Raw genomic sequence first — 24089 nt, 5'->3', positions numbered from 1 at the left:
TCGTTAGTATGAATCATGGGGTTTATCCTTGGTTTTGGTTTCAGGTTTTGTCACCTTCATCAAAACCGGTAAACCCCCTCTTTTCAAGGAGATGTGTCAGATTTGGTCTGAACTAATACATATAAGGGAAAAATAAACCCGATAATAGAAATTTTCGGGCTTATTGTCGGGTTCTCCACCCGACGTTTGTTGAGCAAGTTCTTGCCTGAATTCCTCAGGCCATTGCTTCCATCGGGGCAAAGCGCAACTGGCGCCGCTGCAATAGTTCGCCCAGATACAGCTTAAGGTAGGCAGCTGCCGCCCGCTTTCCTTCGGCCGCAGCTTCGTTGGTAATTCGTCCGAAGCGCGAGTAAGCCTGGGAGCAGAATGCATCATTGATGTTGATCGCGCACATAAAGCGGTCACGCCAGTCCTGTGATGGCGGCAATTCGAACTCGCGAGATAAATTTTTGATCAGGGTATCGGCAAGGCGCCAATTATTTTCCATCTGCAGTTGGCGCAGTGCCCAGCTGGACTGCGGACCGTAGTGCACCTTTAATGCAGAAATATTCTCCTCATAGTAGTTGCGTACCAGGTCGCATAGTTGATAGAGCATATCCTGCCAGCTTTCCGTGGGTAGAAAATCTGAGTACTCCAGTACCAAATCGCCAAAAGATTTGTAGTGACGTTCGGCCAATGCGGTGAGACTGGCATCTACACTGGGGAAAAAATGATAAACAGAGGCAGCGGGAACCCCGGCCACCTGACTCAGGTTGGCCAGGCTGATATCAGTAGAATCCTGGTCAGAGATGAGCGTTTCCAGCGCATCGAGGAGTTTTTCGTACTTCTCGCGGCCATTTTTACGTTGTGGCTTGCGCGGACTGGCAGTATCGCGTCGGCTAATAGCGCGTCGGTCAATTTGATTCAAGTTGTATTCCCCCCTTAGACAAGCGCAAACCAGTACCTGTTAAAATTGCGCTTTACTTCCTTGTAAAAAATTGTCGTCTGGAACTGATCATTATCATCGTACCAATTTCGAAGAGCAAGAGAATTTTGTTAGATTTGTGGGTTAGTTCCACGTTAAAAGAATTAATTCGATTAATTGCGGTAGATGTTATCAATAGAATTTATTCTGCTAATGATAGCGCAAATCTGTTGCCTTGCCACGAAACACCCGATAAGAAAAAACGGTGTACACAAGAATTATCGGTATCACAATCACTGCACCCACCAATATAAACTGGAGTGAGGCATTGGCACTGGCTGCCTGCCAAATGTTTATTTCTCCCGGCACTATGTCAGGATAAAAGCTGAATGCCAATCCGATAAAGCACATCAGGAAAATAAGCACCACCGTAGCGAATGGCAGTGCGCTGTGCCTGTCATTGGTTTTGGGGATTCGTGCGAGTAAAAAGTCATTGAAAATAAACGCCAGAAAACACAGGGTTGGGACCAGCAGAACAAACATGACCAGTGGGTAAGTGAACCAACGGTCGAAGACACTGGGGTTGACCAGGGGGTTGATGGCCGAGACAGCAATGACCCCCACCAGTGTCGCGCGCCCCGCCCGGCGTGCCCATCGCGTTGCGCGTTTCTGCAGGTCTGACTCGGCTTTCAGGATCAGCCACGCCGACCCCATGTAGCTATAGGCGGCAGTCACACCCAGGGCGCTGAGCGCGGAGAAAAACTGTGCCTCCCAGCCCGGCCTGAATCCCATTACGTACAGGCCCAGCATATAGCCCTGGGCGAGGCTGGTGGTGAGAGAGCCTGCCTTGAAGGTTCTGTCCCAGGCCAGCTTGTGGTTCACCGCGGCCTTTGTGCGAAAGTCGAAAGCGACTCCGCGCATAATCAGCCCTATGAGCATAATGGCAGCAGGTAGATAGAGGTGCATGAGCACCTGGTTATAGGCAATGGGAAAGGCGATCAGCAGCAGGCCAATGGCCAATACCAGCCAGGTTTCGTTGGCATCCCAGAAGGGCCCGATAGAGGCGATCATAAGATCCCGCTGCTGCTCTTCCTGTTCGCCCAGGGGTAGGAGAATACCCACGCCCAGGTCATAACCGTCGAGAACTGCGTAGATGAAAACTGCCAGGCCCATCAAGCCGATGAAGATAACGGGTAACCAATAGGTGGCTGCAGAGGCGCTCTCGCTCATTGGGAGTCTCCCCCGGGATGCTTTTGGGTTGAATCGGGCAGATTGGTCAGACTTCCTCCCGCGAGGGGTTCGGCGGTTTCAAACTCCTCCACTTTGACGGATTTCAGCGCCATGACTTTTAATGTATGTATGTAGGCGAAAAGTAAAATGGCGTAGACGATGAGATAAAGGGTCAGGGAGAGGCCGACGTGGGCGGGCGGAATCTGGGTCACAGCATCAGCGGTTTTCAATACACCCGTAACCAGCCAGGGCTGGCGGCCAATTTCAGTAACATACCAGCCGGCCAGGGTGGCCACCCAGCCGGAGAAGGTCATTGCTACCAGGGTTTTCAGCGCCCAGCGGGGAAGTGATTTGCGTCGCAATAAAAGATAGCAGCTTCCCCAGGCCACGACCAGCATCAGCAGGCCCATGCCAACCATAATCCGAAAGGCGAAAAATACCGGGGCTACCGGTGGGTGATCACCGGGAAACTCTTCGATACCTTTTACCTCCCCGTGCAGGTCATGAGTAAGGATCAGGCTGGCCATCTTGGGAATGGCAATCTCGAAATGATTGGTTTTTTCCTTGCCATCGGGAATGGCGAAGAGCACAAGAGGGGCCCCGTTTTCCGTTTTCCAGGCGCCTTCCATGGCCGCTATTTTTTGCGGCTGATGCTCAAGCGTATTCTGGCCGTGTAAATCCCCCACAAACATTTGCACAGGGATAAATACTGCTGCCAGTATCAGGCCGGTCTTCAGGGCCAGGCGCGGAGCTCGCTTGGGATCCCCCTTCAGAATACGGTAGGCGGAGATGCCGGCGACAAAGAAGGCTGTGGTCAATCCGGAGGCCAGCAGCATATGTGTAAGGCGATAGGGGAAGGAGGCGTTAAAAATAATGTCCATCCAGCTTTCAGGATAAGCGATGCCATCGCGCATCTCAAAGCCGGCGGGGGTCTGCATCCAGGAGTTGAGGGCTATGATCCAAAAGGCCGAAAGCGTGGTGCCAACAGCCACAACAAAGGCGGAGAATGTATGGACTTTACTGGGAACGCGTTTGATGCCAAACAGCATAATACCGAGGAAAGTGGCTTCCAGGAAAAAGGCGGTAAGCACTTCATAACCCAAAAGCGGCCCGGCGATATTCCCCACTTGCGCCATATAGCCCGGCCAATTGGTGCCGAACTGAAAAGACATAGTGATACCGCTGACTACCCCAAGGGCAAAGGTCAGGGCAAATACCTTGACCCAGAAACGATAGGCGCGCATCCAGACAGGGTTATTGGTCTGGTCGTAGCGCAGTTTGAAAAAAACAATGATCCAGGCGAGTGCGATACTGATTGTGGGAAAGAGGATATGAAAGCTGATATTGGTGGCGAACTGTATTCTGGAGAGGATCAAAGTGTCTAACATGGAAACCTCTGCTGGTCGGGCATAGTGTTAACCGGATAACCAAACGGCTCTACCCGAGCTACTCGGTTGTTGTCCAAAAACATCTCCGGGGTGGCGTTTCCCCCATACTGTTCTTGGGCTTGTATATTGGTGCAGGATCAGCAGTATTTCTATTTACCACATCCGAAAAAAACCCGCTCAAGATTGCCTGCATTGCGCCAAAGCCTGAAGGTGCGATGGCCTTTCTGGATTCAGGGAAGGCGCTTTTGGTTGGAGCTTGGCACACCCCCACTCATTTTGCTTCTGAATTCCAGCAGTTTGCTAATGCCGGAGCCCAACTTCATCAATTTAAGCAGGTCCTTGTGCTCTAGCTTGCTCAAGGTGTTGGCAAATTTCTCCAGTAACTCCAGTAGGCTGTAGACCTCCTGAATTTTCTCCTGAGCCTGGTCTTCCTGTTTGTCTTGGGGCTCGCTGAGCAATAGCTGGCGCAGCAAGCTCAGGGTGGGGTCCAACTCGCGCTTGCGGCGCTCTTCAAACACTGTGCGGGCCAGATCCCAGATGGAGCCGGCGGTGGTGAAATAGTCTCTGCGGTCCCCTGGTTGGTGGTGCAGTTCCACCAGGCGCCAGGCCTGTAATTCCTTGAGGCCCATGCTGACATTGCTGCGGCTGATTTTCAGGGCCGCGGCCAATTGTTCGGCATTGAGAGGGGTGGGATGGATGGTGAGCAGGGCAAATAGTTGGCCGACGGTACGGTTAAACCCCCAGCGGCTGCCCATCTCACCGAAATGCAGAACAAAGGCTTGAGTTTGACTGGGAAGTTTCATTTTCTTAATTTCAGAAATTTCTGAAAATTATAAACATAAATTGATCTGCGTCAATAGCGCATTGAAATTTTGCCATTGAGGCAGGGTGTCAGAGCGGGGGGTGGATCGGTCAAAAATTGTAAGACCCGGCAGCCAAAAACAGGGTGCCGGGTTTTTACGGTGCGGGGAATTGGTGCCGCCAGCCGAGATGATTTTCCGAAAACCAGTTTGTTTCGTACTGCTGCGAGGGTATTTCAGGATTGGCAATGAAACGGGTTATGGAATCCTTGATGGGCAGGCAAGTGGACAATCGTGTCTTGAAGCGGGAATAAGGGTTGGATACTATCAACAGGCTTGCATATGGTTGTCATTTTACGGGATTTAATTGGTACAAGCGTACTCATTGATGCCTGATCCAAACGACTACAGACAATAATCCGAATAAAGGAAGAAGCATGAAAACCTTGTCTTACATGGGAGCGATTGTGGCGGTGGTATTTGCCTCAGCGTGCTCTCAAGGTGATAAAACAGATCGGGCGAATGTGGTTGATGCCACAGTGGCCTACGATTTTCAAAAACAGCTGCTCAGTCAGCTCATTTCAGCAAAGCCTGGGGATGTTGTGCAGATTCCCGAGGGAAAATTCCAGCTCAATCGCAGTCTTTCCCTGAATATCGACGGAGTGACCATCCGCGGCGCAGGAATGGATAAATCGATTTTGTCGTTTAAAAATCAGATACAGGGAGCTGAAGGGTTACTGGTTAATGCCAGTAATTTCATCATTGAGGATCTGGCCATTGAAGACACCATTGGCGATGCACTCAAGGTCAATGAAGGTGAAAATATCATTATTCGCAATGTTCGTGTCGAGTGGACCAATGGTCCCGCGACGGAAAACGGCGCTTATGGTATTTATCCGGTGCAGACCAAAAATACACTGGTCGAGGGCTCTGTTGCGATTGGCGCATCGGATGCGGGAATCTACGTGGGACAATCGCGCAATGTGATTGTGCGCAATAACCGCGCTGAATTTAACGTGGCAGGCATAGAGATAGAAAATACCATTGGTGCGGATGTGTATGGCAATGTAGCGACAAACAACACCGGAGGTATTCTGGTCTTCAATATGCCAAATCTGCCACAGCCTGGCCACAGTACCCGCGTATACAACAATAAAATTTTTAAAAACAATACGGAGAATTTTGGTCACGAGGGCACACCTGTAGCAGCGGTTCCCGCCGGGTCTGGTGTGGTCATTAATTCAAATGACAAGGTTGAGATATTCAATAACGAGATAGCCGATAACGATACCGCCAACATTGTGGTTAGTAGTTATTTCACCTCTGGCTACTATAGCGATAAATCTACGCAAAAGGACTTCGATCCCTACCCTGAAGGTATTTATATCTACAACAATCATTTTGTTGGTGGCGGAACCTCCCCCGATCGTCTGGAGTTGAAAGCACTTAAACTGACCAAATTTGGATTGAACGGCAGTCTTCCGGATGTGCTCTGGGACGGTGTCATTAACTCGGAAAAATTAGTCAATGGAAAGTTACCTGATGACTTGAGACTCTGTATGGACAATGGCGATGCGGGTATCGTCAATGTGGATTTCATTAACGATTATAAGAATATCTCCACGGATATTGCGCCCCACAAGTGCCACCTTAGTAAACTGCCCCAGGTTATGCTGGATTTTGACCAGCCGGACACGAAGCAAGAGGGTGAAGACCATTTGGCAGTAATAGAGGGTGCAAATGAGTAGTTGGGAATTGCGGGGAAGCATTGTAGCTTTACTGCTGGCCGCGGTGCTGTCTGGGGTGAGCGGCTGTGAAAAACCGCGGTCGCAAGTTGCGGTCTTTGGTGTAGATGCCATACCGGCGCATCTTAGTGACTGGCATCTGATTGAGGTTGTTGACGGTGTTTTAACGCCCAACACCGGGGTGGTGCCTTACGATCTGAATACCGGGCTCTTTACCGACTATGCGCATAAGTTGCGCACGGTTTGGATGCCAGCCGGAACCTCCGCGATATACGACAAGGAGCAATTCGAGTACCCGGTCGGTACTATTTTGAGTAAAACTTTCTACTACCCAAAGGGAGGGGATGGCGCCGTACTGCGCACAGACAACTTTGCCGATGATTATGCACCGGGCCGGGCTGGAGAGGCGCTGGACATGGCGCGGGTACGCCTGATGGAAACCCGTCTGTTGGTCAGGCGTGAGGATGGCTGGCAGGCTCTTCCCTATGTGTGGAATGCGGCCCAGACCGAGGCGGTTTTGGAGATTGCCGGCGAAGTCAGCCGCTTGCATTTGAAAGCGGTGGGGGGAGAAACTTCTGCATTTAACTATGTTGTGCCCGATGCAAACCAGTGTGCTGGGTGTCATGCAGACAATTTTACCGGCAGGGAGATTTCGCCACTGGGCCCCAGGGCAAGGCATCTGAACAAGCGCTATCCCTATCGCGGTGGTACTGAGAATCAGTTGGTGTATTGGCAGAAGATTGGCTATCTCAGTGGGCTGCCAGAACTTGACAGCCTCCCCAGCCTGGCCAGCTTCTCCGATGCCGATTTACCCTTGGAGGAGCGGGCGCGTGCCTACCTGGATATCAATTGCGGCCACTGCCATAACCCGGCTGGTGCGGCAGATACCTCCGGATTGATGCTGAATCACAGCGAGACAGACTGGCGCAGGCTGGGCTTGTGCAAACCACCTGTGGCGGCGGGCACTGGTAGTGGTGAACGTTTGTTTGCCATAGTGCCGGGGGAACCGGACAGCTCAATTCTCAATTTTCGTGTCGAATCTGCCGATCCGGGCGCTATGATGCCGGAACTGGGGCGCAGCCTTGTACATGAAGAGGGGGCAGAGCTGTTGCGTCAGTGGGTGGCGGCCTTGCCGGGGACCTGTTTATAAGCCTGCGCAGGAAGTTTCCCTTCTGCAGGCTGCTCAAAGAGCGGAGGCCGAAGCAGTGCCTGAGTGGCAATGCTTTTCGGCCCGCTGCACTTGAACGGGAATCAACCGTAAGCTGCGGCCTCGACAACCGGAACGACGGTGGGAATCAGACCGCGGACCATCATGATGACTGTGCGTTCGAGCAGAGGGGAATCGAGGGCTATGGCATCGCTCAGGATCTCGTATTCCAGCTTTAGAATGGTGCCATGCACAATTTGGGCTGCGGCTTCGGGGTCTGCGAGCCCCAGTAGATGGAAAAATTCCTGAATCAGGGTTTCTTTTGCATGATTTGACATATGCACTGCACGGGTCAACTGCTCATTGCGCAGCGCTTCATTGCGAAATGCCAGTTCAATCAAGCGCTCGTCCTTACTCTTCGCCTGGCTGCGTATATGGATAAGAATAAAGCGTGTCAGTTGCTGGACCAGCAATTTGTGGCTGCTATGGGATAGGCGTTCCTGTGCGGAGAGGCTGCGCGCAGCGCTGAAACTTTCTTCCTGCAGTTGGCGCGTACTCTCCAGCCCCTGCTCTACAAAATACGTAAACGCATCGCTGATAAGATCGTTGAGGTCTTTGAAATAATAGGTAGTGGCAGCCAGGGGGACATTGGCCTCGCGGGCTACCGCACGGTGTCGGATTCCGCGAATCCCCTCTTTCACGATCAGTCGCAGTGTGGCCTCGAGGATGGCTTTGCGGCGCACACGGCTGTCCGCTCTCTGGGCGCGGCGCCCGTGGTAGACCAGATCCGACTTCCCATTGTCTAAAGTCATAGTATTGTCCCTCTTCTTATTTTATTGGCATCGACAGCAAGCTCAAGTTGATTGATCGCTCCATTCTAGCCAAACGAATTTTAAAAAGAGACAATAAAAAGATTACATTCAATTACACGGAAACTACGCCTTTTAAACGTTTTTCGCGCCTAAAAAGAGAACAAGGACACGTTACGCTGTGCAGATACGAGCCGGGTTTTGTCACAGTTTGCCCGTTCAATTTTTTTTGCCATCAATACAGGTCACAGCCCCGTACCACGGTATGCTTATCCGCTGGCGCGGGACTTGAAAGCTTGAAATACAGGGGGATACAGGTATTTAGCGGGCAGCTATCTGGCCTGTAATGAAACAATCTGAGTAACTGCCTTGGGCAGTAAGCGGATATTATACAATCCTGCCGGTGACCCTTACGCGCTTGGAGCCGGGCACAATTTTAACTTTCTGGCTGCGGTGTTTCTCAATTCCTGTGTCTATGGCATTTTTTGCTGCAATCAGCAGGCCGGTCACAAGGAAAGCGCCTGGAGGGAGTACTGCGACCAGCGCGCCGGGATAGTGGCTTCCCAGTACCGTGATACGCCAGTCCTTTGCTATGGGACCCAGTAAAAGATCCATATTGGAAAACAGGGTGCCCTGACCCAGGATTTCCCGCACCGCACCTACCGTGATCAAGACCGCAGTAAAGCCGATACCCATCATAAAACCGTCCACCAAAGAAGGCAGTGCCGAATTCTTGCTGGCGAAGGCGTCGGCGCGACCCAGAATGGCACAATTGGTGACGATCAGCGGTATAAAAATCCCGAGCATCAGGTAGAGTTCATAGGTGTAGGCCTGCATCAAGAGTTCGACGCAGGTGACGAAAGTGGCGATGATCATCACCGATGCAGGCAGTCGCACTGTGTCCGGCATCTGTCGGCGCACCAGGGATACAGCCAGGTTCGAGCTGGTGAGCACGCCGGTGGTTGCCAGGCCGAGGCCGATGGCGTTCACCACAGAGCCGGTCACAGCCAGAAGCGGGCAGAGCCCCAGCAATTGCACCAGTGCCGGATTGTTCTTCCACAGGCCATTGCGGGTGATTTCTCCGTAGGCGGGCGTTGCCATCAATTTTGATCCTTTTCAGTTTCGGCCCCATTTGTTTTATCCCCGTCGGGGTTTTCCACTTCCACCGCACGTTTGGAAATAGGGGCATTGAAAATCTGTTCGTGGTAGCGGGCAACAAACTCAAGCACCTGGCGCACCTCGTTAACCACCGCGCGCGGCGTGATAGTGGCGCCCGTGAACTGGTCGAAGACACCGCCGTCTTTCTGCACCTTCCACTGATTGGCCGGCGGGTTCTTCAGAGACAAGCCGTCGAACTGCAGTATCCAGTCGCTTTTTTTCAATTCTACCTTGTCGCCAAGTCCGGGAGTTTCCCTGTGGCTGGTCACCCTGACCCCGGCGATGGTCCCGTCGCGGTTGACACCCACCAGCAACTTGATGGGGCCGGAATAGCCGTTCGGCGCTACTGCGGGGACAATCACAGCAGAAATACGCCCACTCCCCCCTCGCGCCAGATTGATATCGCCACCCTGGGTGAGGCCCAACCGGCTCCAATAGGTCCTGGGAATGGGGTAGGTATCTACCAGCAGGTCATTGCTGTGCCGGTCCAGCGGGATGATTTCCAGCAGCGCTTTGGCGGATGCCTTGCGAATAGCACGCTCAATGGATGCGTGCGTGGTGATCTGGGTAATCGCCAGGGCGCCGGCGCAAACCAGGGCAAACAGGGTCAGGACAGCAGCGTTGGTGGCCATGGATTGTTTAAGCATCAGCGCTCCTCCAGGTCGGTGGCGCTGCGCGGCCGCTTGTGGCCATAGGTGCGGGGCAGGGTGTAGTTATCGATCGTGGGCGCGGCGAAATTCATCAGCAGCACGGCAAAGGCCAGCGCATCCGGGTAGCTGCCCCAGGCGCGGATAATATAGGTGAACAGGCCCACGCCGGCACCGAAGATCAGGCGCCCCTTATTGCTGGTAGCGCCACTGACCGGGTCGGTAATGATAAAGAAAGCGCCGAACATGGTGGCACCGGAAAACAGGTGCAACAGTGGCGACCCCTCTGACAGAGAGCTGCCACTGTCATAGAACAGCAGTGAGAGCAGTGCCAGCGTGGCGAGCATGGCCACCGGCGCATGCCAGGTGATCACACGGCGAAACAGCAGGAACAGGCCACCGAGCAGGAAGCCAAAGCTGATGGTTTCCCAGCCAACCCCGGCAAAAGTACCCCTGCTGAATATCGGTTCTATTTCATACAATTGCGACAGCAGAACGGATTCATTGAGGCGCACGATTTCCAGCGGTGTGGCGCGGGTAAAGCCATCGATGTTATAGCTGCCGAATACCAGGGAGACAGCTTCGCTGATACTCGGTGCGCCGCCAATAACCTCCGCGGCCCCAACCCAGCGGGTCATATCCACCGGAAAGCTGATCAGCAGCACGACATAGCCGACCATGGCGGGGTTAAAGGGGTTGTAGCCCATACCGCCATACAGATGCTTGGACAGGACTATCGCCACGGCGCTGCCCACCACCGGCAGCCACCAGGCGCAATAGGAGGGCAGGGCGATGCCCAGCAGCAGGGCCGTGACAAAGGCGCTGTAATCGCGCAGGTAAAAAGCGGCCGGCCGGCCGCGCAATTTCATCACCGCGGCCTCACACAACAGGGCAGTGACGACGCACAGCGCGATATTGATCAACACGCCGATACCGAAGTAGATGACCATGGCGAGTACGCCGGGTGCGGTGGCGGCGGCCACCTGCAGCATAACCTTGGCGGTGTTATCCCCGGAACGGGCGTGTGGAGATGTCGCGCGCATCAGGGACATCACGGCTCTCCATTCTGTGCGGATTGTTGTTCACGCATCTTGTCTTCCAGCTTTTTCTGCAGCTTATCCAGGGCGGCCTGAAAGGCTTCCAGGTTTGTATCATGGTTATCGCGGGCTTTTTGCAGGCGCACCTCTGCTTTGTCGATACGGTTGCGCAGGGCCTCAATATCCGCCGCAAGTTTCTCGGCGCTGCTCATCTTCTCGCGTGTTTCGGCGGCGGCCCGGGCTTTGGCAATGGCGCGTACAGCAGCATTGGTCTCCTTATCCACCGGCTCGCGCGCGGGGTCGCGATCAGCGCGGCGCCTGGCCAGGGTGAGCTTGTGCCGGGCCTCCTGCAGTTTCAGCTCCGCCGCTTTGAGTTGCGCTGCCAACTGACTTCGCTGGTTTTCGCTGGCGGCCGCAAGCTTGCCGCTCAGGCGCTCCACGCGACTCTCAGCACTGGTTGCCGAACGCTCTGCGCGGGCGAGCAGTTGTTTCGGGTCCTCTTGGCGCGCTTTGACCCGTGCCAGGGCGGCGGCCACCATATCCGCCTGCGGTTTGCCCGTTTTGATCGCCTCGGATTCGGGGTTTTGCGTCCGCTGCTCGCGTGCTAGCTCGGCAGCCTTGCGCCGGGCCTCGCGCTTGGCCTCTTTTTCTTTTTCCGCCTTCTCCAGGCGCAGTTTGCGAAACTCGAAGCGGTCCCGGGCGTGGTCAGATTTTTCCCTCTCTGCATCGGCCTGGCGGATAGCGCCCTTGGCGGCGCGGTAATACTGCACCAGTGGAATACTACTGGGGCAGACATAGGAACAGACGCCGCACTCGATACAATCGAACAGGTTGTACGCCTGTAGTTTCTCCTGATCATCGGCACGAGCGTACCAATACAATTGTTGTGGCAGCAGTGATGCCGGACAGGCCTCGGAGCAAAAACCGCAGCGTATGCAGGCCTGGGCTACCGGAGCAGGGGACAGTTCTTCACGAGTTGGCACCAGCAGACAGTTGGTGGTCTTGATCACAGGCGCGCGCTCATCGTCGATGGTGTACCCCATCATGGGGCCGCCGATAATCACTTTCTGCATCAACCCGCGGTGGATACCATGGTGTTTGAGGATATGGCGGATGGGGGTGCCGATGGGCACCTCGATGTTGCGCTGCCGCTCAAGGGCCCTGCCGACAACGGTGGTCACCCGGCTGATGAGTGGCTCGCCGAAGCGCACAGCGCGATAGACGGCCCGTGCTGTGCCCACGTTCTGACACACAATACCCACATTGGCTGGCAGCCCCTGGTTGGGCACCTCGCGGCCGGTGAGAATCTGGATTAACTGCTTCTCCCCGCCAGAGGGGTATTTGGTGGGGAATACCACAATATCAAAACGCGTACCTCTGACGGCCTCGCGCATAGCCGCGATGGCCTCGGGCTTATTGTCCTCAATGCCAATCAGTACCCGCTCGGGCGTATCGAGGATATAGGAGAGTATTGTTACCCCGGCGATAATCTCCTCTGCCTGTTCGCGCATCAGCATATCATCGGCGGTGATATAGGGTTCGCATTCGGTGCCGTTGATAATCAGGGTGTCGATTTCCGTGCCGCCATGGGGGTCCAGCTTCACCGCGGTAGGGAAGCCCGCCCCTCCCATGCCGGCAATACCGCAATCGCGAATCTTATCCAGCAGCGCCACCGTCGACAGCTGGGTAAAATCCTCACAGGGCTCCAGCTCGCACCAGCGCTCCTCGCCGTCGCTGCGAATTACAATACTGTCTTCCGCCAGCCCCGAGGGATGGGGTACGGCACAGGGTTCTATTGCAACAACTTTGCCGGAGCTGGGTGCGTGCACAGAACAGCTTACCAGGCCGTCGGCTTCGGCGATCTTCTGGCCTTTCAGTACATCATCACCGAGTTTGACCAGTGGCAGAGCACTGGCGCCACTGTGTTGCAGCAAGGGGACCACCAGATCCTCGGCCAGGGGAATCCTGCCGATGGGCTCGCCAGTACTCTGATCCTTGTTTCCGGCGGGGTGCACCCCGCCGGGAAAATCGTTGGGCCGCAGTTCCCGCGCCTTTTCGTTGGCGATCCGTTGTGCCTCGCGGGCGGTGCGCCGCTCCTCCACCGCCTGGCGCCGCCGAGCCTGTTCCTGTCGAGCGTTCTGGGTTTCCTTATCGGGGCTCAAGTTGTACCTCCCCTGTTTGCTTTCCGGGTGTCGCGGCGGTCGGTGGTAATCAGCTGGATGTCGCTCCGGGGTTTCTGAGGGTGCCAATGCTGCAGAAGGGTTTCCACGGGTACCATATCGATACAGTCCACCGGGCAGGGCTCCACGCAGAGATCACAGCCGGTGCATTCGTCGGAGATAACCGTGTGCATAAACTTGGCCGCGCCGGCAATAGCATCTACCGGGCAGGCCTGAATGCACTTGGTACAGCCAATACACTCCGCCTCGCGAATAAAAGCGACTTTCTTTACGTCCTCGACGCCGTGTTCGGCGTCCAGGGCCATGGGTTCCATGTCCAGCAGATTGGCCAGTGCATTGATCGTGGATTGGCCGCCGGGTGGGCACTTGTTGATAGCGTCGCCGTGGACTATAGCTTCGGCATAGGGGCGGCAACCGGGATAACCGCACTGGCCGCACTGGGTTTGCGGTAGAAGGGCATCCACCTGCTCTACCAGAGGGTCGCCCTCCACTTTGAAGCGTACCGCGGCAAACCCCAGCAATGCACCGAATGCCAGCGCCATGCCACCGAGTACCAGCAGGGGGTAGGAGAGTTCGGAGATCCAGTCCAGCATCGTGCAACCCTATACCAGACCGCTAAAGCCCATAAAGGCCAGGGACATCAGACCGGCGGTCACCATACCAATCGCAGCGCCGCGAAATGGCAGGGGCACATCAGCCGCAAAGAGCCGCTCGCGCATGGAGGAGAACAAAATCAGGACCAAAGAGAAGCCCACGGCGGCACCAAAACCGTACAGGGTGGACTGCATAAACGTATGGGCTTTCATGGTATTTTGCAGTGCAACCCCCAGTACAGCACAGTTGGTGGTAATCAGCGGCAGGAAAACCCCAAGTACCCGGTACATCAGTGGGCTGGTTTTCTCGATAAACAGGCGCGCAAACTGCACCACGACGGCGATGACCAGAATGAAGGAGATGGTGCGCAGATACGTGATTCCGAAGGGCTCGAGTAAATAGGTGTTCACCAGATAAGCGCTGATAGAGGCCAGCGTGAGTACAAAGGTGGTGGCGCCAGCCATCCCCACGGCTGTCTCCAGTTTATTGGAAACGCCCATAAAGGGGCACAGGCCGAGAAACTGCACCAACACGTAGTTATTGACCAGGATGGTGCTGAGCAGGATGACGGCGAATTCGGTCATAACAAGTCCGGTTGAAGCCCTGGGGCAAAACAGCGCGAGCGACCGGGGAGTAGCCTGCAGCGCCTGGATAAGACTGGCACTGGGCTTGGGGCTCCAACGAATGTGCGCCGGGCAGGTATTATGGGTGAGACGCTGGGGGCCTTCAACTCGGTGGCTTGTGTTCTGGCGCCGGAGGCTATCAGGGCGGGTGCAGGGAAAGCCCGGTTGGACAATATGCTCGCCATCCCCGGCAAATCCGACCAGGGGCTCCTGGAGGATGTAAGGCAGGTCTCTATGCATGAATGTGCCATCGATAGCAATCCGGACCGTTGATCTTCAACCAATACAATGATCATGAGGTCGCGTGGCTTATAGATCACGGATGCTGGCAGCCACTGCAGGAATAACTTCTCCGCCAGGCGCGGGTCTGGATGTAGACCAATCCAATCGGTGGTGATTGTCTGTTTCTATTGGGCTGGGATTTCAGCCGGTTCATCAAAGTGACAGTGAAGAAATTTTGCCTGTCAGGTGCTTTCGCAAACTGCACTCGTATGGTGATCACAGAGTCTTGGGGGAGTGACCGGGTAGCTGCGATAACCGCCAACTTTCAAGTGGCCTGCTAGGGTCTGTTCACACGAATTAAAGTATCGACAATTGGTGCAAAGTGAATGAAGAATGTGAAGAAAAGTGGCAAGAGTTTCTGTTTAAAGGTTTGGTTCACTTTGATCGTATAGGAGTTACTAGTAAAGCAGGAGGGAAGAATACCCCTCTGCCAGGATCGTATGAGGCATGGATGCCGATTACGAGCGTACAAGGATGTATTCACAGCGTGTCCTGGGAGAGGGGTATTCTTTCCTTCCCACCCGGTAGTAAGGCGCACACTGAAGCAGATAATTGAATCAGCAACTTCTTAAGCCCGGAGCCCAGAATTTCTGCGCGATAGGCTTTTTCTGATTAGCAAGAGGGCCGATCATAACCAATCTCCAGAAAATTGGCTAACAGAATACAAACTTCAAGAAGAGGCATCTTGATCAATTTTAGTTATTGAGTAAAACAAATGGCAATCTTCTGCTGGAAAATCTTTGGAGCCCTAAGTTGGTATTTTCCAGGGAAGCATTTTAAAATAAAAAGGTGAAGGCCAAAGATTCCAAGGCTTCCGAAAAGTACTTTTCTCGTCACCAACAAAAGCCGTTAATTCTTATGTCCGAATACACCGTTTACACCGCTATACATACAGACAACATTGGTGCGTTGCGCGCCGAACTTGACAAGCTGGGAGCGACCAGCATCCTGCTATCCGACCCCGCCCACCCATTGGCAAAAAGTGATGATATCGTTAATCGATGGCAAGATTTGCCCCACCAGCAAAGATGGCTGATTCTTGTTACCAAAAAGGCATGCGATACCGGTTTGCTGGAAAATATTACGCATTCGATTGACCTGATGATTCACGAACACTCGGATCTCTGGTGGATCTCCTTCAACACGAATGGTAACAAGTATACGTTATTGTTTTCCGATAAGCCCTGGGGCGATCTATGTGCCGTCGACCCGAATGATGACTGGCAAAGTATTGAACGAGCCAGCAATATATCGGAGGGCGACCTGCAAATGATGGAAGACGTTTTCCAATTAAAGCGGCAGACCTTTCAGGGTTTTCTCAAAATGGGACAGGGCATGGTATGGCAATTTCTGGAAGCGACCGGCTTGCCTGCGTTGGAAATGTTTTGTGACTACAGCTGTTATCATCCTGCCGTAGGTGAAAGCCGGTGTATGTTGTGGGATGAATATACTCAGCTGGCAGGTTGATTTTCCGTCTGCGTTCGCCAGCTATAAATCACATCAGAGATGGGGCAGGCTTGACTGGAACTTACTTACTGCGATGAAGGCGATTGTAGGGTCTGAGTCGAATGGCGCTGTGTGAAGCGTGGTTAGGGATTCGGGGGGCAGCCTCAAGTGAAAAATGATAGCCATAAGTAAAAATTTGAATTAGGTGCCTTCGTATCGAATTATCCTATTCGGACAATTGGAGCAGCCTGTTTGCAATAACGATGACATCGTCAAACAGTTAACCGCATAGCGAAAAACTCGGGGGGTTGCCCCCGAGCTGCATAGCGCACGTTGGCGAAAGCCGTTTGGGGCATCAGTCAATTGGTGTGGTGCCAGATTTCGGACCAATAATCTCAAGATTGTCGGCTTTCGCAACATTGAAACCCGGTTACGGATGGCAAAGCCAACGTTGTATCGTTTTCTTTAAACTTGAATAGATCAATCAGGGTCTATTTTCTAATAGCTGTTCTTTATTTGCGGGAATAGATTAATGCCTGGTAGTGAATCTTGTCGGTTTGAGCGTATCGATCGGGGAAGGCGTTATCATCAATGACGGCAGTAAACCTGGGATGATTGATAATAATGAAAATTTTTTGGATTAGCCGGCAGGCTAATCTATTACTGAGTGCCAATCAATCACACAGAGTGTTTTACACTCCAGTTTGTACCTAACAGATAGGGTTTCGTCAATAAACACTATCCACAGTTGTCTATTGGGAGAGGGTCAATGGTTCATGCAATTCAGGTTGAAAAAACGGGTAAACCATCCGTTCTTACACCCGTGGATATCGACCTGCCAGAGCTGCAAGTGCACGAAGTACGGATACGTCACAATGCGATCGGTATTAATTTCATTGACACTTACTATCGATCCGGTCTCTATCCCGCACCAGAGGGTTTGCCCTTTATTCCCGGCAGTGAGGGCGCGGGTGTCATAATCGCACTGGGTGAGGCAGTCAGTAATTTTTCTGTGGGAGACCGCGTGGCTTACGCTGGCTCTTTGGGGGCATACAGCGAGGAGCGCAATATTCCTGCCAGTGTGCTTGTTAGAATCCCTGAAAGTGTAAGCGATGAGCAGGCCGCAGCCTTAATGCTGAAAGGTATGACTGCAAGATATCTGCTGCGTGAAACCTATAAGGTCACTGCAGAGACGACATTGCTGTGCCATGCAGCGGCGGGCGGGGTTGGGCTGATTGTTGGGCAATGGGCCAGGGCTCTGGGGGCCAGGGTAATCGGAACCGTAGGCTCCACAGAAAAAATGGATCTGGCACGCGCCAATGGCTATGAGTATGTGATTAACTACCGGGAGGAGGACTGGGTTGCGCGGGTTTGTGAAATTACCCATGGGCGTGGCTGTGATGTTGTGTATGATAGTGTCGGTAAGGATACATTTCCGGCATCGCTCGATTGTATTCGCCCGCGCGGTTTATGGTGTTCATTTGGCCAGTCTTCGGGACCTATTGCAGATTTCAGCATGAGTCTGTTATCTCAGAAGGGGTCCCTGTTTGCGACCCGACCCACCTTGTTTGATTACACAGCAGAACGTTGGGAACTTGAAAAGACGGTGGAGGATTTATTTACGGCTGTAGCCAATGGTATTGTCAAAGTCCAGATCAATCAGCGCTATCCCCTAAAAGAGGCTGTAAAAGCCCATGCTGACCTTGAAGCCCGTAAAACTACAGGTGCCTCAGTTCTTGTCCCTGACTAGTAAAGCAGGAGGGAAGAATACCCCTCTGCCAGGATCGTATGAGGCATGGATGCCGATTGCGAGCGTACAAGGTTGTATTCACGGCGTGTCCTGGGAGAGGGGTATTCTTTCCTTTCGACCCGGTAGTAGTATTCTGGAAATGTGAAAGCGGTTTTTAACGCATCCGCAGTGCAGTATTTACTGAAGGGCTGGAAACCCAATGGTGTCATAAAAATATTTGGTGATATTTATTCACCCATGGGGGTGGTTCTCGGTGTATTGTTAATCCAGAATGAAACTGGATGTCTCATAATGCATTCGATTGCTTTTGTTGAAATATCGGTGCGGTTACTGTAGTTCTTTTTTTGGGTTTTTAAATCGAGGTTTGACAAAACTACCGCGCCACATGGGAGTGCCAACTCGGAAAGCTGCGCGGGCGATCATATGTACCCCTATGGGAACCGTAAGCAGTAAAAATAAGATGGCTGCCACAGCGCGCGCTGTTACCTGGGCGTCCTGAAACAGAGTGGCAACCCCAGCCAGGAGTAAGCCGCAGCAGAGGGTAGCGGCTTTACCGGAGGTGCTCATGCGGGTATAGAAATCCGGCATACGCAACAGGCCCAGGGCAGCACTGAATCCAAAGAAACTGCCTATTAATATCAGCGCTGCGATAAATAATTCATCTAAAACCACTTTTACCTCCTTCCTCTTTAGGTTAGAGCTTTTTGCCGCTTTTTTCGATAAATCGGGCAAAGGCCACACTGACCAAAAAAGCCACCAGGGCCAGCGCAATGGCCGCGTCCAGGTATACGGGTTGTCCCGAGGCGATGGCCAAAAGTGCACAATAAGCCACAGCGAGAATATTGAGGACATCCAGGGCAACAACCCGATCTGCCAGTGTGGGCCCCAGGGCGATACGCAGAAAACACATTACCAGAGCCAATAACAGCATCAGGGAAGATATGTTGATCGCCAGCATTATAATTGAGGAGTGAATGTCGACGGTGGTTACCGGCATCAGGAGATGGCCTCCCTGACACGTCTTTCAAAGCCGAGGCGAATTTCCTGGCGAAAACGGTCTGGATTATCCACAAACATGGTGTGCACAATGAGTGCTGAGTTGTCCGGAGCTATATCTAGTACCATAGTGCCCGGTGTCAGTGAAATTAAATTAATCAGTACAAAAATCTGGTTGCGTTCATGAATTTCCAGCGGAATTCGTACAATGATCGGACGACTTTTTAGTATTGGCGAGAAAACCTCCCAGGCAGCGCGCAGACTTGAGAGGACAAGCTCTTGTAAAAAAAATATGCAGAGACGGGAAAAGTTTTGTAGACGTTTAAAATATATACTGCCTCCGGGCAGCTCTGGGGATATCCGCAGCGCCAGGTAGCCGAGAAGAAAACCAAATGACAAATTAACCAGGGTCGCGTTGCCGGTAAGGGCAGCCCAGCTGATTGCGAGTAAAAGATTCAGTAGAAATATACGCATACTCAGCGGTTTCCCATAGATTGGATGGATTCCGGCTTCAATACTGCATCCAGGTAATCCTTAGGTTCAAGCAATTCACTCGCAGTCGCCAGCGCATAATTGATAAGTGGCTCTGGCAGCAAGCCAAGGCCGAGAGTAACCAGCGCGAGAAAGGCCACCGGCAATAAGCGCTGTAGCCGTTCTGGCAAGGATAGCGTATACAGATCGCTGCAATCCCCTGTAGGGTCAGGCTTCCAAAATGCCTCTGCCCAGATTTTACTCATGGAATACAGAGTGAGTACCCCGGTAATTAAAATCACTGCAGCAACCAGGTAAGCGGTCTGATCGAGACTGGCCTTCAATAATAGTAGTTTGGCCCAGAAGCCGGATAGGGGCGGGAAGCCCGAGAGGCTGAACGCAGCAATAAAGAAAAAGGTGGATAGTAATGGGCTGGCCTTGTAGATCCCACCGATCTCACTCAATTCAAAACTGCCACTGAGGCGCTGAACGGTACCGCTGATCAGAAACAGATTCGTCTTCGCGACGATGTTGTGCACGATATAAAAAACCGAACCCGCCAGGGCTAATGGGGAGTTGAGTGCCAGCCCCAAAACCAGAAAACCGATTTGACTGATAATATGAAAAGCGAGAATTTTACGGAATTCGTACTGCGCCGCGGCACCCAATACCCCGGTGAGCATCGTGAGCAGTGCCGTACCGAGCAGAATATTGTGGGTAAAACCCGGATCATTGGGAAAAATCAGGGTAAAGGTGCGAATCAATGTATAGACACCGACCTTGGTGAGAAGCCCGGCAAAAACCGCAGTAACGGCCACAGGCGGGGTATGGTAGGATGCAGGCAACCAGAAAAACAATGGGAATATCGCCGCCTTGATACCAAAAGCGGCAATAAAAAGAACTGCCAGCGCTGAAACGGCTACCGGATTATTCACAGCCGCGAGTGAAATATGTAGCTGCGCCATATTCAGTGTGCCGGTCAGCCCGTATATCAGGCCAATGGAAGTCAGCATCAATAGTGTGGAGATCAGATTCAGCGCCACATATTTGATGCCGCCATCCAGCTGTACGCGCTCCCCCCCCAGCACCAGTAACGCGAAAGAGGCAATCAGCATCACCTCGAACCAGACATACAGATTAAACAGGTCACCAGTAACAAAGCTGCCACAAACACCTGCCAGCAGCAACTGAAAAAAGCTATGAAATCCGAGCGTTACCCTGTTTTTATCGATATCCGAAAGTGCAAACAACGAGACACAGAGCCCTACGATGGCACTGATCAATAGCATGATGGCGCTCAGGCGGTCTGCCACCAAAGTAATACCGAAGGGCGCTTCCCAATCCCCCATCTGGGCTGCTATAGGCCCATTTTGTTCCACCAGTAAAATAATTGTGACTGCGATAATGAGCAGTATTGTGCATCCCAGTACCGACAGTGCACCGCAGAGAGGGTGTCGGGCGCGCGCAGAGAAAGTGGCGAGCGCTGTTCCTATGGGTATTAAAAAAGGCAGAGCGAGTAACCAGCTCAAGGGGATGCTTTCCTTTTTATTTTCCTTGGTTCTGCAATGCGCATGGTGTCCACATCCAGCGTTCCCAGTACTTTATAGGCCTGTGCAATAAGTGCCAGGGTGAAGGCGAGCAGGCCGAATCCGATAACAATCGCAGTGAGGATCAAAGCTTGAGGTAAGGGGTTGGCCACGGGCATAGGCGGTACCTCCAGTCCCTCGGGAATCAGCGCCGGCGAAGCTCGGGTCAACCTGCCTGTAATAAAAATGGCCAGATTGGCGGCATTGCTGATCATCACCAGGCCAAACAGGTAGTGCAGTAAATCCCGCGCCAGCATCAGATAAACCCCGGTAGCTATCAGAATACCAACAACAATTGCGAGTGGGCCTTCCACATCATTTGACCTCTTCCAGAGCAAAAATCAGTGTCAGTACTGAGCCAAACACCACCAGATAAACACCAATGTCGAAAATCAGCACATTGCTAATGCTGATACCGCCAGTATTTTTATGACCTGTCAATTGTAACCATTGGCCAGAAAAAGGAGCTCCTTCGAAAAAAACGGCGAGTACACCGGAAAACGCTGCTATCAATACACCCGTTGCCGCCAGGTTACCGGGAGGGATTCGCAATGCGCTTTGTGCAGCCTCCATGCCCCAGGCCATGGCGAAGAGTGCGAATGCCGATGCGGCGATGAGTCCCGCGATAAAACCGCCACCGGGATGATTGTGCCCCCGCAGCAGCATGTATACCGAAAATACCAGAAGCAAGGCCACTAGCACCCGGGTTGCGCTTTGAAGTACCAGGGAGTTCACTGCTTCCCTCGCCGTAGTCGATGACCCAGCAAAGTGACTGCGGCTATAGCTGCGGTGAATACAACAATAATTTCACCGAAAGTATCCAGTGCACGGAAATCCACCAATATGACGTTTACGATATTGCGGCCATGGGCCTGGGGCACGGAAGCCTCTTTAAAAAAGTTGCTGGCAGGGCTGTCAAAGGGTGTTTGCAATACCACCAGGATAGTGAGGGTTACCAGCAGGCCGAGTAGGGCACCCAGCGCTGCATCCCGCGAACGAAAACGAATTTTGCGCCCAGGACTGAACACCGGCAGGCGCGGCAGTATGGCCGCCACCAATACTAAAAATAAAGTCTCCACAAGCAGCTGGGTAATGGCCACATCCGGCGCACCAAAAAACAGATAAATCAGGGCAATGCCCACACCGAGGGCTCCAAGGGCGCAGATGGCAATCAGTGGCTTGCGTGCGGCCCCTGCCATCAAAGCGCCTCCCACCGTCAACAGTATGGCCGCCCACTCCTTCAGGTTCAGGTGTGGCCATTCGAACACCAGGGAATACTGCCCGGTGCGTATGAGCGCATAAGTGAGGACGAGGGATATGGTGAAAAAAATGACAGTCAGGTAATGGCGCATAACGCCATTTTGTAAAAGATTGGTTTGTAGAGCGGCAATAAGCCGCAATTTTTCCAGGGATTTATCCCAAAGCTGATCGGCATTTGTCGGCGCGTGGCTGAAATCCCAACTCAGCCAATCGCGCAGCCTGGACAACCCCAAATACATGGCGATACCCAGTCCAAAGGTCAGAATGCTCAGGAGCAGGGGAATATTGAGGCCATGCCAGAGTTTCAACTCGATGGTTTCAGAAGTGCCGAGAATTGCGGTCACTGCAGGTGTGATCAGCTCATCGTTAACCAGTTCTGGGACCAGACCAAAGGTCAGCCCTAAACCACCGAGTATCAGTGGGCTTATCCACAACCCGGCGGGTGCCTCCTGTACATTGGGGTAAACATGATTCGGTCGGCCTAAAAAAGGTTTGAGAGCCACCATACCGGCAACCGTCACCGTGACAGCATTGGCAAATACTGCCGCCGTGGCAACCAGTGCAGGTTCGGATGCCACGGCCAGGGCACCTTCATATTTCAGTTCCTTGCCGATAAATCCGAGAAAGGGGGGGAAACCCGCCATCGACAGGGCCGCTGCCAGGGCGATAACAAAAGTGATCTGCATCGACTGGCCAAGACCGCCCAGTTTATTGATATCCCGCGTACCCGCCTGTTTATCGATAATTCCCACCACCATAAACAAGGCGGCTTTGTACAGGGAGTGCACAAATAGGAAAGTGATCGCCGCGGCGATCACTATGGTGGCGTCTGAGCCCAGAAACATCGTCAAGGTACCAAGGGCGATGACAGTGGTGTAGGCCAGGGCGAGTTTTAGGTCGGTTTGTCGCAAAGCAGCAACCGCCGCCACCGTGGCTGTAGCGGCCCCTGTACAGGTTAAGGTCCATTCCCAGATATCGGTTTGCCCCATCACCGGGTGCATACGCGCCAAAAGGTATATGCCCGCCTTTACCATGGTGGCCGAGTGCAGATAGGCACTCACCGGTGTAGGGGCCGCCATCGCATTGGGCAGCCAAAAGTGGAACGGTAGCTGAGCGGATTTGGAGAAGGCGCCGATTAATAGGAGTATCAGGATGGCGAAATACAACGGACTGGCCCGGACGGCTTCTCCAGAAGCCAATACCTGCGTCATTTCATAGCTACCCGCCACTGAGCCGAGCAGCAGCAATCCCACCAACAGGCAGAGCCCGCCCAAAGTGGTCACCAGTAATGCCTGCAAGGCTGACCGGCGCGCAACAGCACTGGTATGGTTAAAACCGATCAGCAGGTAGCTGGCGACAGAGGTGACTTCCCAAAAGACAAAGAGAGTAATAAGGTCGCCAGCCAGCACTAAGCCCAGCATCCCAACAATGAATAGGTAGAGATATAAAAAGAAACGACGCAATTGTGGGTGTCCGTGTAAAAACGCCACCGCGTAGATGGCCACGAAGGCACCAATTGCACTGATCAGAAGGGCAAAAAGCAGGCTCAGGGCATCGATATAAAAGCGAAAAGCGATGCCCAGGTCTGCTATCCAGACAAAGCCGAAAGAGATTGTCCGGCCAGCCGCGATATCCGGCATATAGAGTAGAAGCAATAGTGTTAGCAATGCCGGCGGTAGGGCCGTTAGTAAGGTGAGGTGCCTCCCCAGCTTCGCCTGTCCGTTATCGCGATTTTCTCCGCCTCCAGCTGTACCCATGAACCCGTTCTCAGTTGCCATGCCCTAGTTTAGGGGGGAATTGGCAGGGGAGCAGGTCAGGAAATGGGTGTTGCGCCACTCGAATGGGGTCTTACCGGGGAGGGGACTCAAAAGGGCATTTGCAAAGTGGGCTTAAATGCCAGGATTGCCGGAAGCTGCTGTATGATCCATGATCGGCAAAGACGTAAGACCTTCTATACCGAAAATGCATACTCAATCAGGAACGCATTCTACGCTTCTAACAAAGTTTCCGAGAGGGCTTGACCGCCTCGATGTGAT

At 53.1% G+C, this 24089-nt stretch carries 23 protein-coding genes; 5 read left to right on the top strand and 18 right to left on the bottom strand.

Annotated elements, in window-relative coordinates; translation table 11 throughout:
• Positions 1 to 214: 214 nt before the first annotated feature.
• From Q1A48_RS06475 to Q1A48_RS06460, 4 genes are all read right to left on the bottom strand, one after another.
• Positions 215 to 907: a TetR/AcrR family transcriptional regulator gene (locus tag Q1A48_RS06475; RefSeq protein WP_299942598.1), complete on the bottom strand. Its 693-nt coding sequence runs from the start codon at positions 905 to 907 to the stop codon at positions 215 to 217.
• A 207-nt stretch (positions 908 to 1114) separates the two neighbouring features.
• Positions 1115 to 2134 carry a cytochrome d ubiquinol oxidase subunit II gene (gene cydB / locus Q1A48_RS06470; RefSeq protein ID WP_299942596.1) on the bottom strand — a complete coding sequence of 340 codons (1020 nt, stop codon included), beginning with the start codon at positions 2132 to 2134 and terminating at the stop codon, positions 1115 to 1117.
• Positions 2131 to 3522: a cytochrome ubiquinol oxidase subunit I gene (locus Q1A48_RS06465; RefSeq protein WP_299942594.1), complete on the bottom strand. Its 1392-nt coding sequence runs from the start codon at positions 3520 to 3522 to the stop codon at positions 2131 to 2133. The genes cydB and Q1A48_RS06465 overlap by 4 nt, the downstream gene beginning before the upstream one ends.
• Before the next feature lie 230 nt (positions 3523 to 3752).
• Positions 3753 to 4325 (bottom strand): MarR family transcriptional regulator, encoded by a 573-nt coding sequence (locus tag Q1A48_RS06460; RefSeq protein ID WP_299942592.1) that lies wholly within the window; start codon positions 4323 to 4325, stop codon positions 3753 to 3755.
• A 434-nt stretch (positions 4326 to 4759) separates the two neighbouring features.
• Here Q1A48_RS06460 and Q1A48_RS06455 point away from each other — a divergent pair, with 434 nt between their 5' ends.
• Together Q1A48_RS06455 and Q1A48_RS06450 are read left to right on the top strand one after the other, a co-directional pair.
• Positions 4760 to 6070, top strand: a complete 1311-nt coding sequence (locus Q1A48_RS06455; RefSeq protein WP_299942590.1) for a parallel beta-helix domain-containing protein — start codon at positions 4760 to 4762, stop codon at positions 6068 to 6070.
• Positions 6063 to 7217 (top strand): SO2930 family diheme c-type cytochrome, encoded by a 1155-nt coding sequence (locus Q1A48_RS06450; protein WP_299942588.1) that lies wholly within the window; start codon positions 6063 to 6065, stop codon positions 7215 to 7217. The genes Q1A48_RS06455 and Q1A48_RS06450 overlap by 8 nt, the downstream gene beginning before the upstream one ends.
• A gap of 101 nt (positions 7218 to 7318) precedes the next feature.
• On the opposite strand, the gene Q1A48_RS06445 is transcribed toward Q1A48_RS06450, so the two are convergent.
• From Q1A48_RS06445 to rsxA, 7 genes are all read right to left on the bottom strand, one after another.
• Entirely contained in the window at positions 7319 to 8026 is a 708-nt protein-coding gene (locus tag Q1A48_RS06445; protein WP_299942586.1) for a TetR/AcrR family transcriptional regulator, read from the bottom strand.
• Between the two features lie 384 nt (positions 8027 to 8410).
• Complete coding sequence (locus Q1A48_RS06440) at positions 8411 to 9124, bottom strand: electron transport complex subunit E (RefSeq protein ID WP_299942584.1); 714 nt, start codon at positions 9122 to 9124, stop codon at positions 8411 to 8413.
• On the bottom strand, positions 9124 to 9828 hold the full coding sequence (gene rsxG, locus Q1A48_RS06435; RefSeq protein WP_299942582.1) for an electron transport complex subunit RsxG: 705 nt from the start codon (positions 9826 to 9828) through the stop codon (positions 9124 to 9126). The genes Q1A48_RS06440 and rsxG overlap by 1 nt, the downstream gene beginning before the upstream one ends.
• On the bottom strand, positions 9828 to 10880 hold the full coding sequence (locus tag Q1A48_RS06430; RefSeq protein ID WP_299942580.1) for an RnfABCDGE type electron transport complex subunit D: 1053 nt from the start codon (positions 10878 to 10880) through the stop codon (positions 9828 to 9830). The genes rsxG and Q1A48_RS06430 overlap by 1 nt, the downstream gene beginning before the upstream one ends.
• Entirely contained in the window at positions 10880 to 13027 is a 2148-nt protein-coding gene (rsxC, locus tag Q1A48_RS06425) for an electron transport complex subunit RsxC (RefSeq protein WP_299942578.1), read from the bottom strand. The genes Q1A48_RS06430 and rsxC overlap by 1 nt, the downstream gene beginning before the upstream one ends.
• Positions 13024 to 13638 carry an electron transport complex subunit RsxB gene (gene rsxB / locus Q1A48_RS06420; protein WP_299942576.1) on the bottom strand — a complete coding sequence of 205 codons (615 nt, stop codon included), beginning with the start codon at positions 13636 to 13638 and terminating at the stop codon, positions 13024 to 13026. Before rsxB ends, rsxC begins: the two co-directional genes overlap by 4 nt.
• A gap of 9 nt (positions 13639 to 13647) precedes the next feature.
• The gene (rsxA, locus tag Q1A48_RS06415) at positions 13648 to 14223 is read right to left on the bottom strand and encodes an electron transport complex subunit RsxA (RefSeq protein WP_299942574.1); all 576 of its coding nucleotides are present in this window, start codon (positions 14221 to 14223) and stop codon (positions 13648 to 13650) included.
• A 120-nt stretch (positions 14224 to 14343) separates the two neighbouring features.
• On the opposite strand from rsxA, the gene Q1A48_RS06410 reads away from it, so the two are divergent.
• The 3 genes from Q1A48_RS06410 to Q1A48_RS06400 all read left to right on the top strand — a co-directional run bounded on the left by Q1A48_RS06410 (position 14344) and on the right by Q1A48_RS06400 (position 17740).
• A complete protein-coding gene (locus Q1A48_RS06410; RefSeq protein ID WP_299942573.1) occupies positions 14344 to 14535 on the top strand; it encodes a hypothetical protein in 192 nt (63 codons plus the stop codon).
• Between the two features lie 798 nt (positions 14536 to 15333).
• Positions 15334 to 16011, top strand: coding sequence for a hypothetical protein (locus tag Q1A48_RS06405; protein ID WP_299942571.1), 678 nt, complete (start codon positions 15334 to 15336; stop codon positions 16009 to 16011).
• Positions 16012 to 16759: 748 nt separating this feature from the next.
• Positions 16760 to 17740 (top strand): quinone oxidoreductase, encoded by a 981-nt coding sequence (locus Q1A48_RS06400; protein ID WP_299942569.1) that lies wholly within the window; start codon positions 16760 to 16762, stop codon positions 17738 to 17740.
• A gap of 327 nt (positions 17741 to 18067) precedes the next feature.
• Here Q1A48_RS06400 and mnhG read toward each other — a convergent pair whose 3' ends face one another.
• From mnhG to mbhE, 7 genes are read right to left on the bottom strand one after another with little or no spacing between them, the layout of a single operon-like run.
• Positions 18068 to 18412 (bottom strand): monovalent cation/H(+) antiporter subunit G, encoded by a 345-nt coding sequence (mnhG, locus tag Q1A48_RS06395; protein WP_299942567.1) that lies wholly within the window; start codon positions 18410 to 18412, stop codon positions 18068 to 18070.
• A 22-nt stretch (positions 18413 to 18434) separates the two neighbouring features.
• Entirely contained in the window at positions 18435 to 18737 is a 303-nt protein-coding gene (locus Q1A48_RS06390; RefSeq protein ID WP_299942565.1) for a monovalent cation/H+ antiporter complex subunit F, read from the bottom strand.
• Positions 18737 to 19210, bottom strand: a complete 474-nt coding sequence (locus Q1A48_RS06385) for a Na+/H+ antiporter subunit E (RefSeq protein WP_299942563.1) — start codon at positions 19208 to 19210, stop codon at positions 18737 to 18739. Before Q1A48_RS06385 ends, Q1A48_RS06390 begins: the two co-directional genes overlap by 1 nt.
• Positions 19211 to 19212: 2 nt before the next feature.
• On the bottom strand, positions 19213 to 20736 hold the full coding sequence (locus Q1A48_RS06380) for a Na+/H+ antiporter subunit D (RefSeq protein ID WP_299942561.1): 1524 nt from the start codon (positions 20734 to 20736) through the stop codon (positions 19213 to 19215).
• Complete coding sequence (locus Q1A48_RS06375; RefSeq protein ID WP_299942559.1) at positions 20733 to 21107, bottom strand: Na+/H+ antiporter subunit C; 375 nt, start codon at positions 21105 to 21107, stop codon at positions 20733 to 20735. The genes Q1A48_RS06380 and Q1A48_RS06375 overlap by 4 nt, the downstream gene beginning before the upstream one ends.
• A gap of 1 nt (position 21108) precedes the next feature.
• Positions 21109 to 21528, bottom strand: a complete 420-nt coding sequence (locus Q1A48_RS06370) for a Na+/H+ antiporter subunit B (RefSeq protein WP_299942557.1) — start codon at positions 21526 to 21528, stop codon at positions 21109 to 21111.
• On the bottom strand, positions 21525 to 23810 hold the full coding sequence (gene mbhE / locus Q1A48_RS06365; RefSeq protein ID WP_299942555.1) for a hydrogen gas-evolving membrane-bound hydrogenase subunit E: 2286 nt from the start codon (positions 23808 to 23810) through the stop codon (positions 21525 to 21527). Before mbhE ends, Q1A48_RS06370 begins: the two co-directional genes overlap by 4 nt.
• Between the last annotated feature and the right edge of the window lie 279 nt (positions 23811 to 24089).

It is taken from the genome of uncultured Microbulbifer sp. (assembly GCF_947489355.1).
Lineage (GTDB): Bacteria > Pseudomonadota > Gammaproteobacteria > Pseudomonadales > Cellvibrionaceae > Microbulbifer.
This window is presented reverse-complemented; position numbering and strand designations above follow the sequence as displayed.

Coding starts and splice junctions, on each gene's coding strand:
- Q1A48_RS06460 (WP_299942592.1), bottom strand. CDS start 4,325: ATGAAACTTCCCAGTCAAACTCAAGCCTTTGTTCTGCATTTCGGTGAG.
- cydB (WP_299942596.1), bottom strand. CDS start 2,134: ATGAGCGAGAGCGCCTCTGCAGCCACCTATTGGTTACCCGTTATCTTC.
- Q1A48_RS06455 (WP_299942590.1), top strand. CDS start 4,760: ATGAAAACCTTGTCTTACATGGGAGCGATTGTGGCGGTGGTATTTGCC.
- rsxG (WP_299942582.1), bottom strand. CDS start 9,828: ATGCTTAAACAATCCATGGCCACCAACGCTGCTGTCCTGACCCTGTTT.
- Q1A48_RS06390 (WP_299942565.1), bottom strand. CDS start 18,737: ATGCCGGTAACCACCGTCGACATTCACTCCTCAATTATAATGCTGGCG.
- rsxA (WP_299942574.1), bottom strand. CDS start 14,223: ATGACCGAATTCGCCGTCATCCTGCTCAGCACCATCCTGGTCAATAAC.
- Q1A48_RS06385 (WP_299942563.1), bottom strand. CDS start 19,210: ATGCGTATATTTCTACTGAATCTTTTACTCGCAATCAGCTGGGCTGCC.
- Q1A48_RS06465 (WP_299942594.1), bottom strand. CDS start 3,522: ATGTTAGACACTTTGATCCTCTCCAGAATACAGTTCGCCACCAATATC.
- Q1A48_RS06430 (WP_299942580.1), bottom strand. CDS start 10,880: ATGTCCCTGATGCGCGCGACATCTCCACACGCCCGTTCCGGGGATAAC.
- rsxB (WP_299942576.1), bottom strand. CDS start 13,638: ATGCTGGACTGGATCTCCGAACTCTCCTACCCCCTGCTGGTACTCGGT.
- Q1A48_RS06410 (WP_299942573.1), top strand. CDS start 14,344: ATGGGTGAGACGCTGGGGGCCTTCAACTCGGTGGCTTGTGTTCTGGCG.
- Q1A48_RS06440 (WP_299942584.1), bottom strand. CDS start 9,124: ATGGCAACGCCCGCCTACGGAGAAATCACCCGCAATGGCCTGTGGAAG.
- Q1A48_RS06450 (WP_299942588.1), top strand. CDS start 6,063: ATGAGTAGTTGGGAATTGCGGGGAAGCATTGTAGCTTTACTGCTGGCC.
- mbhE (WP_299942555.1), bottom strand. CDS start 23,810: ATGGGTACAGCTGGAGGCGGAGAAAATCGCGATAACGGACAGGCGAAG.
- Q1A48_RS06445 (WP_299942586.1), bottom strand. CDS start 8,026: ATGACTTTAGACAATGGGAAGTCGGATCTGGTCTACCACGGGCGCCGC.
- Q1A48_RS06400 (WP_299942569.1), top strand. CDS start 16,760: ATGGTTCATGCAATTCAGGTTGAAAAAACGGGTAAACCATCCGTTCTT.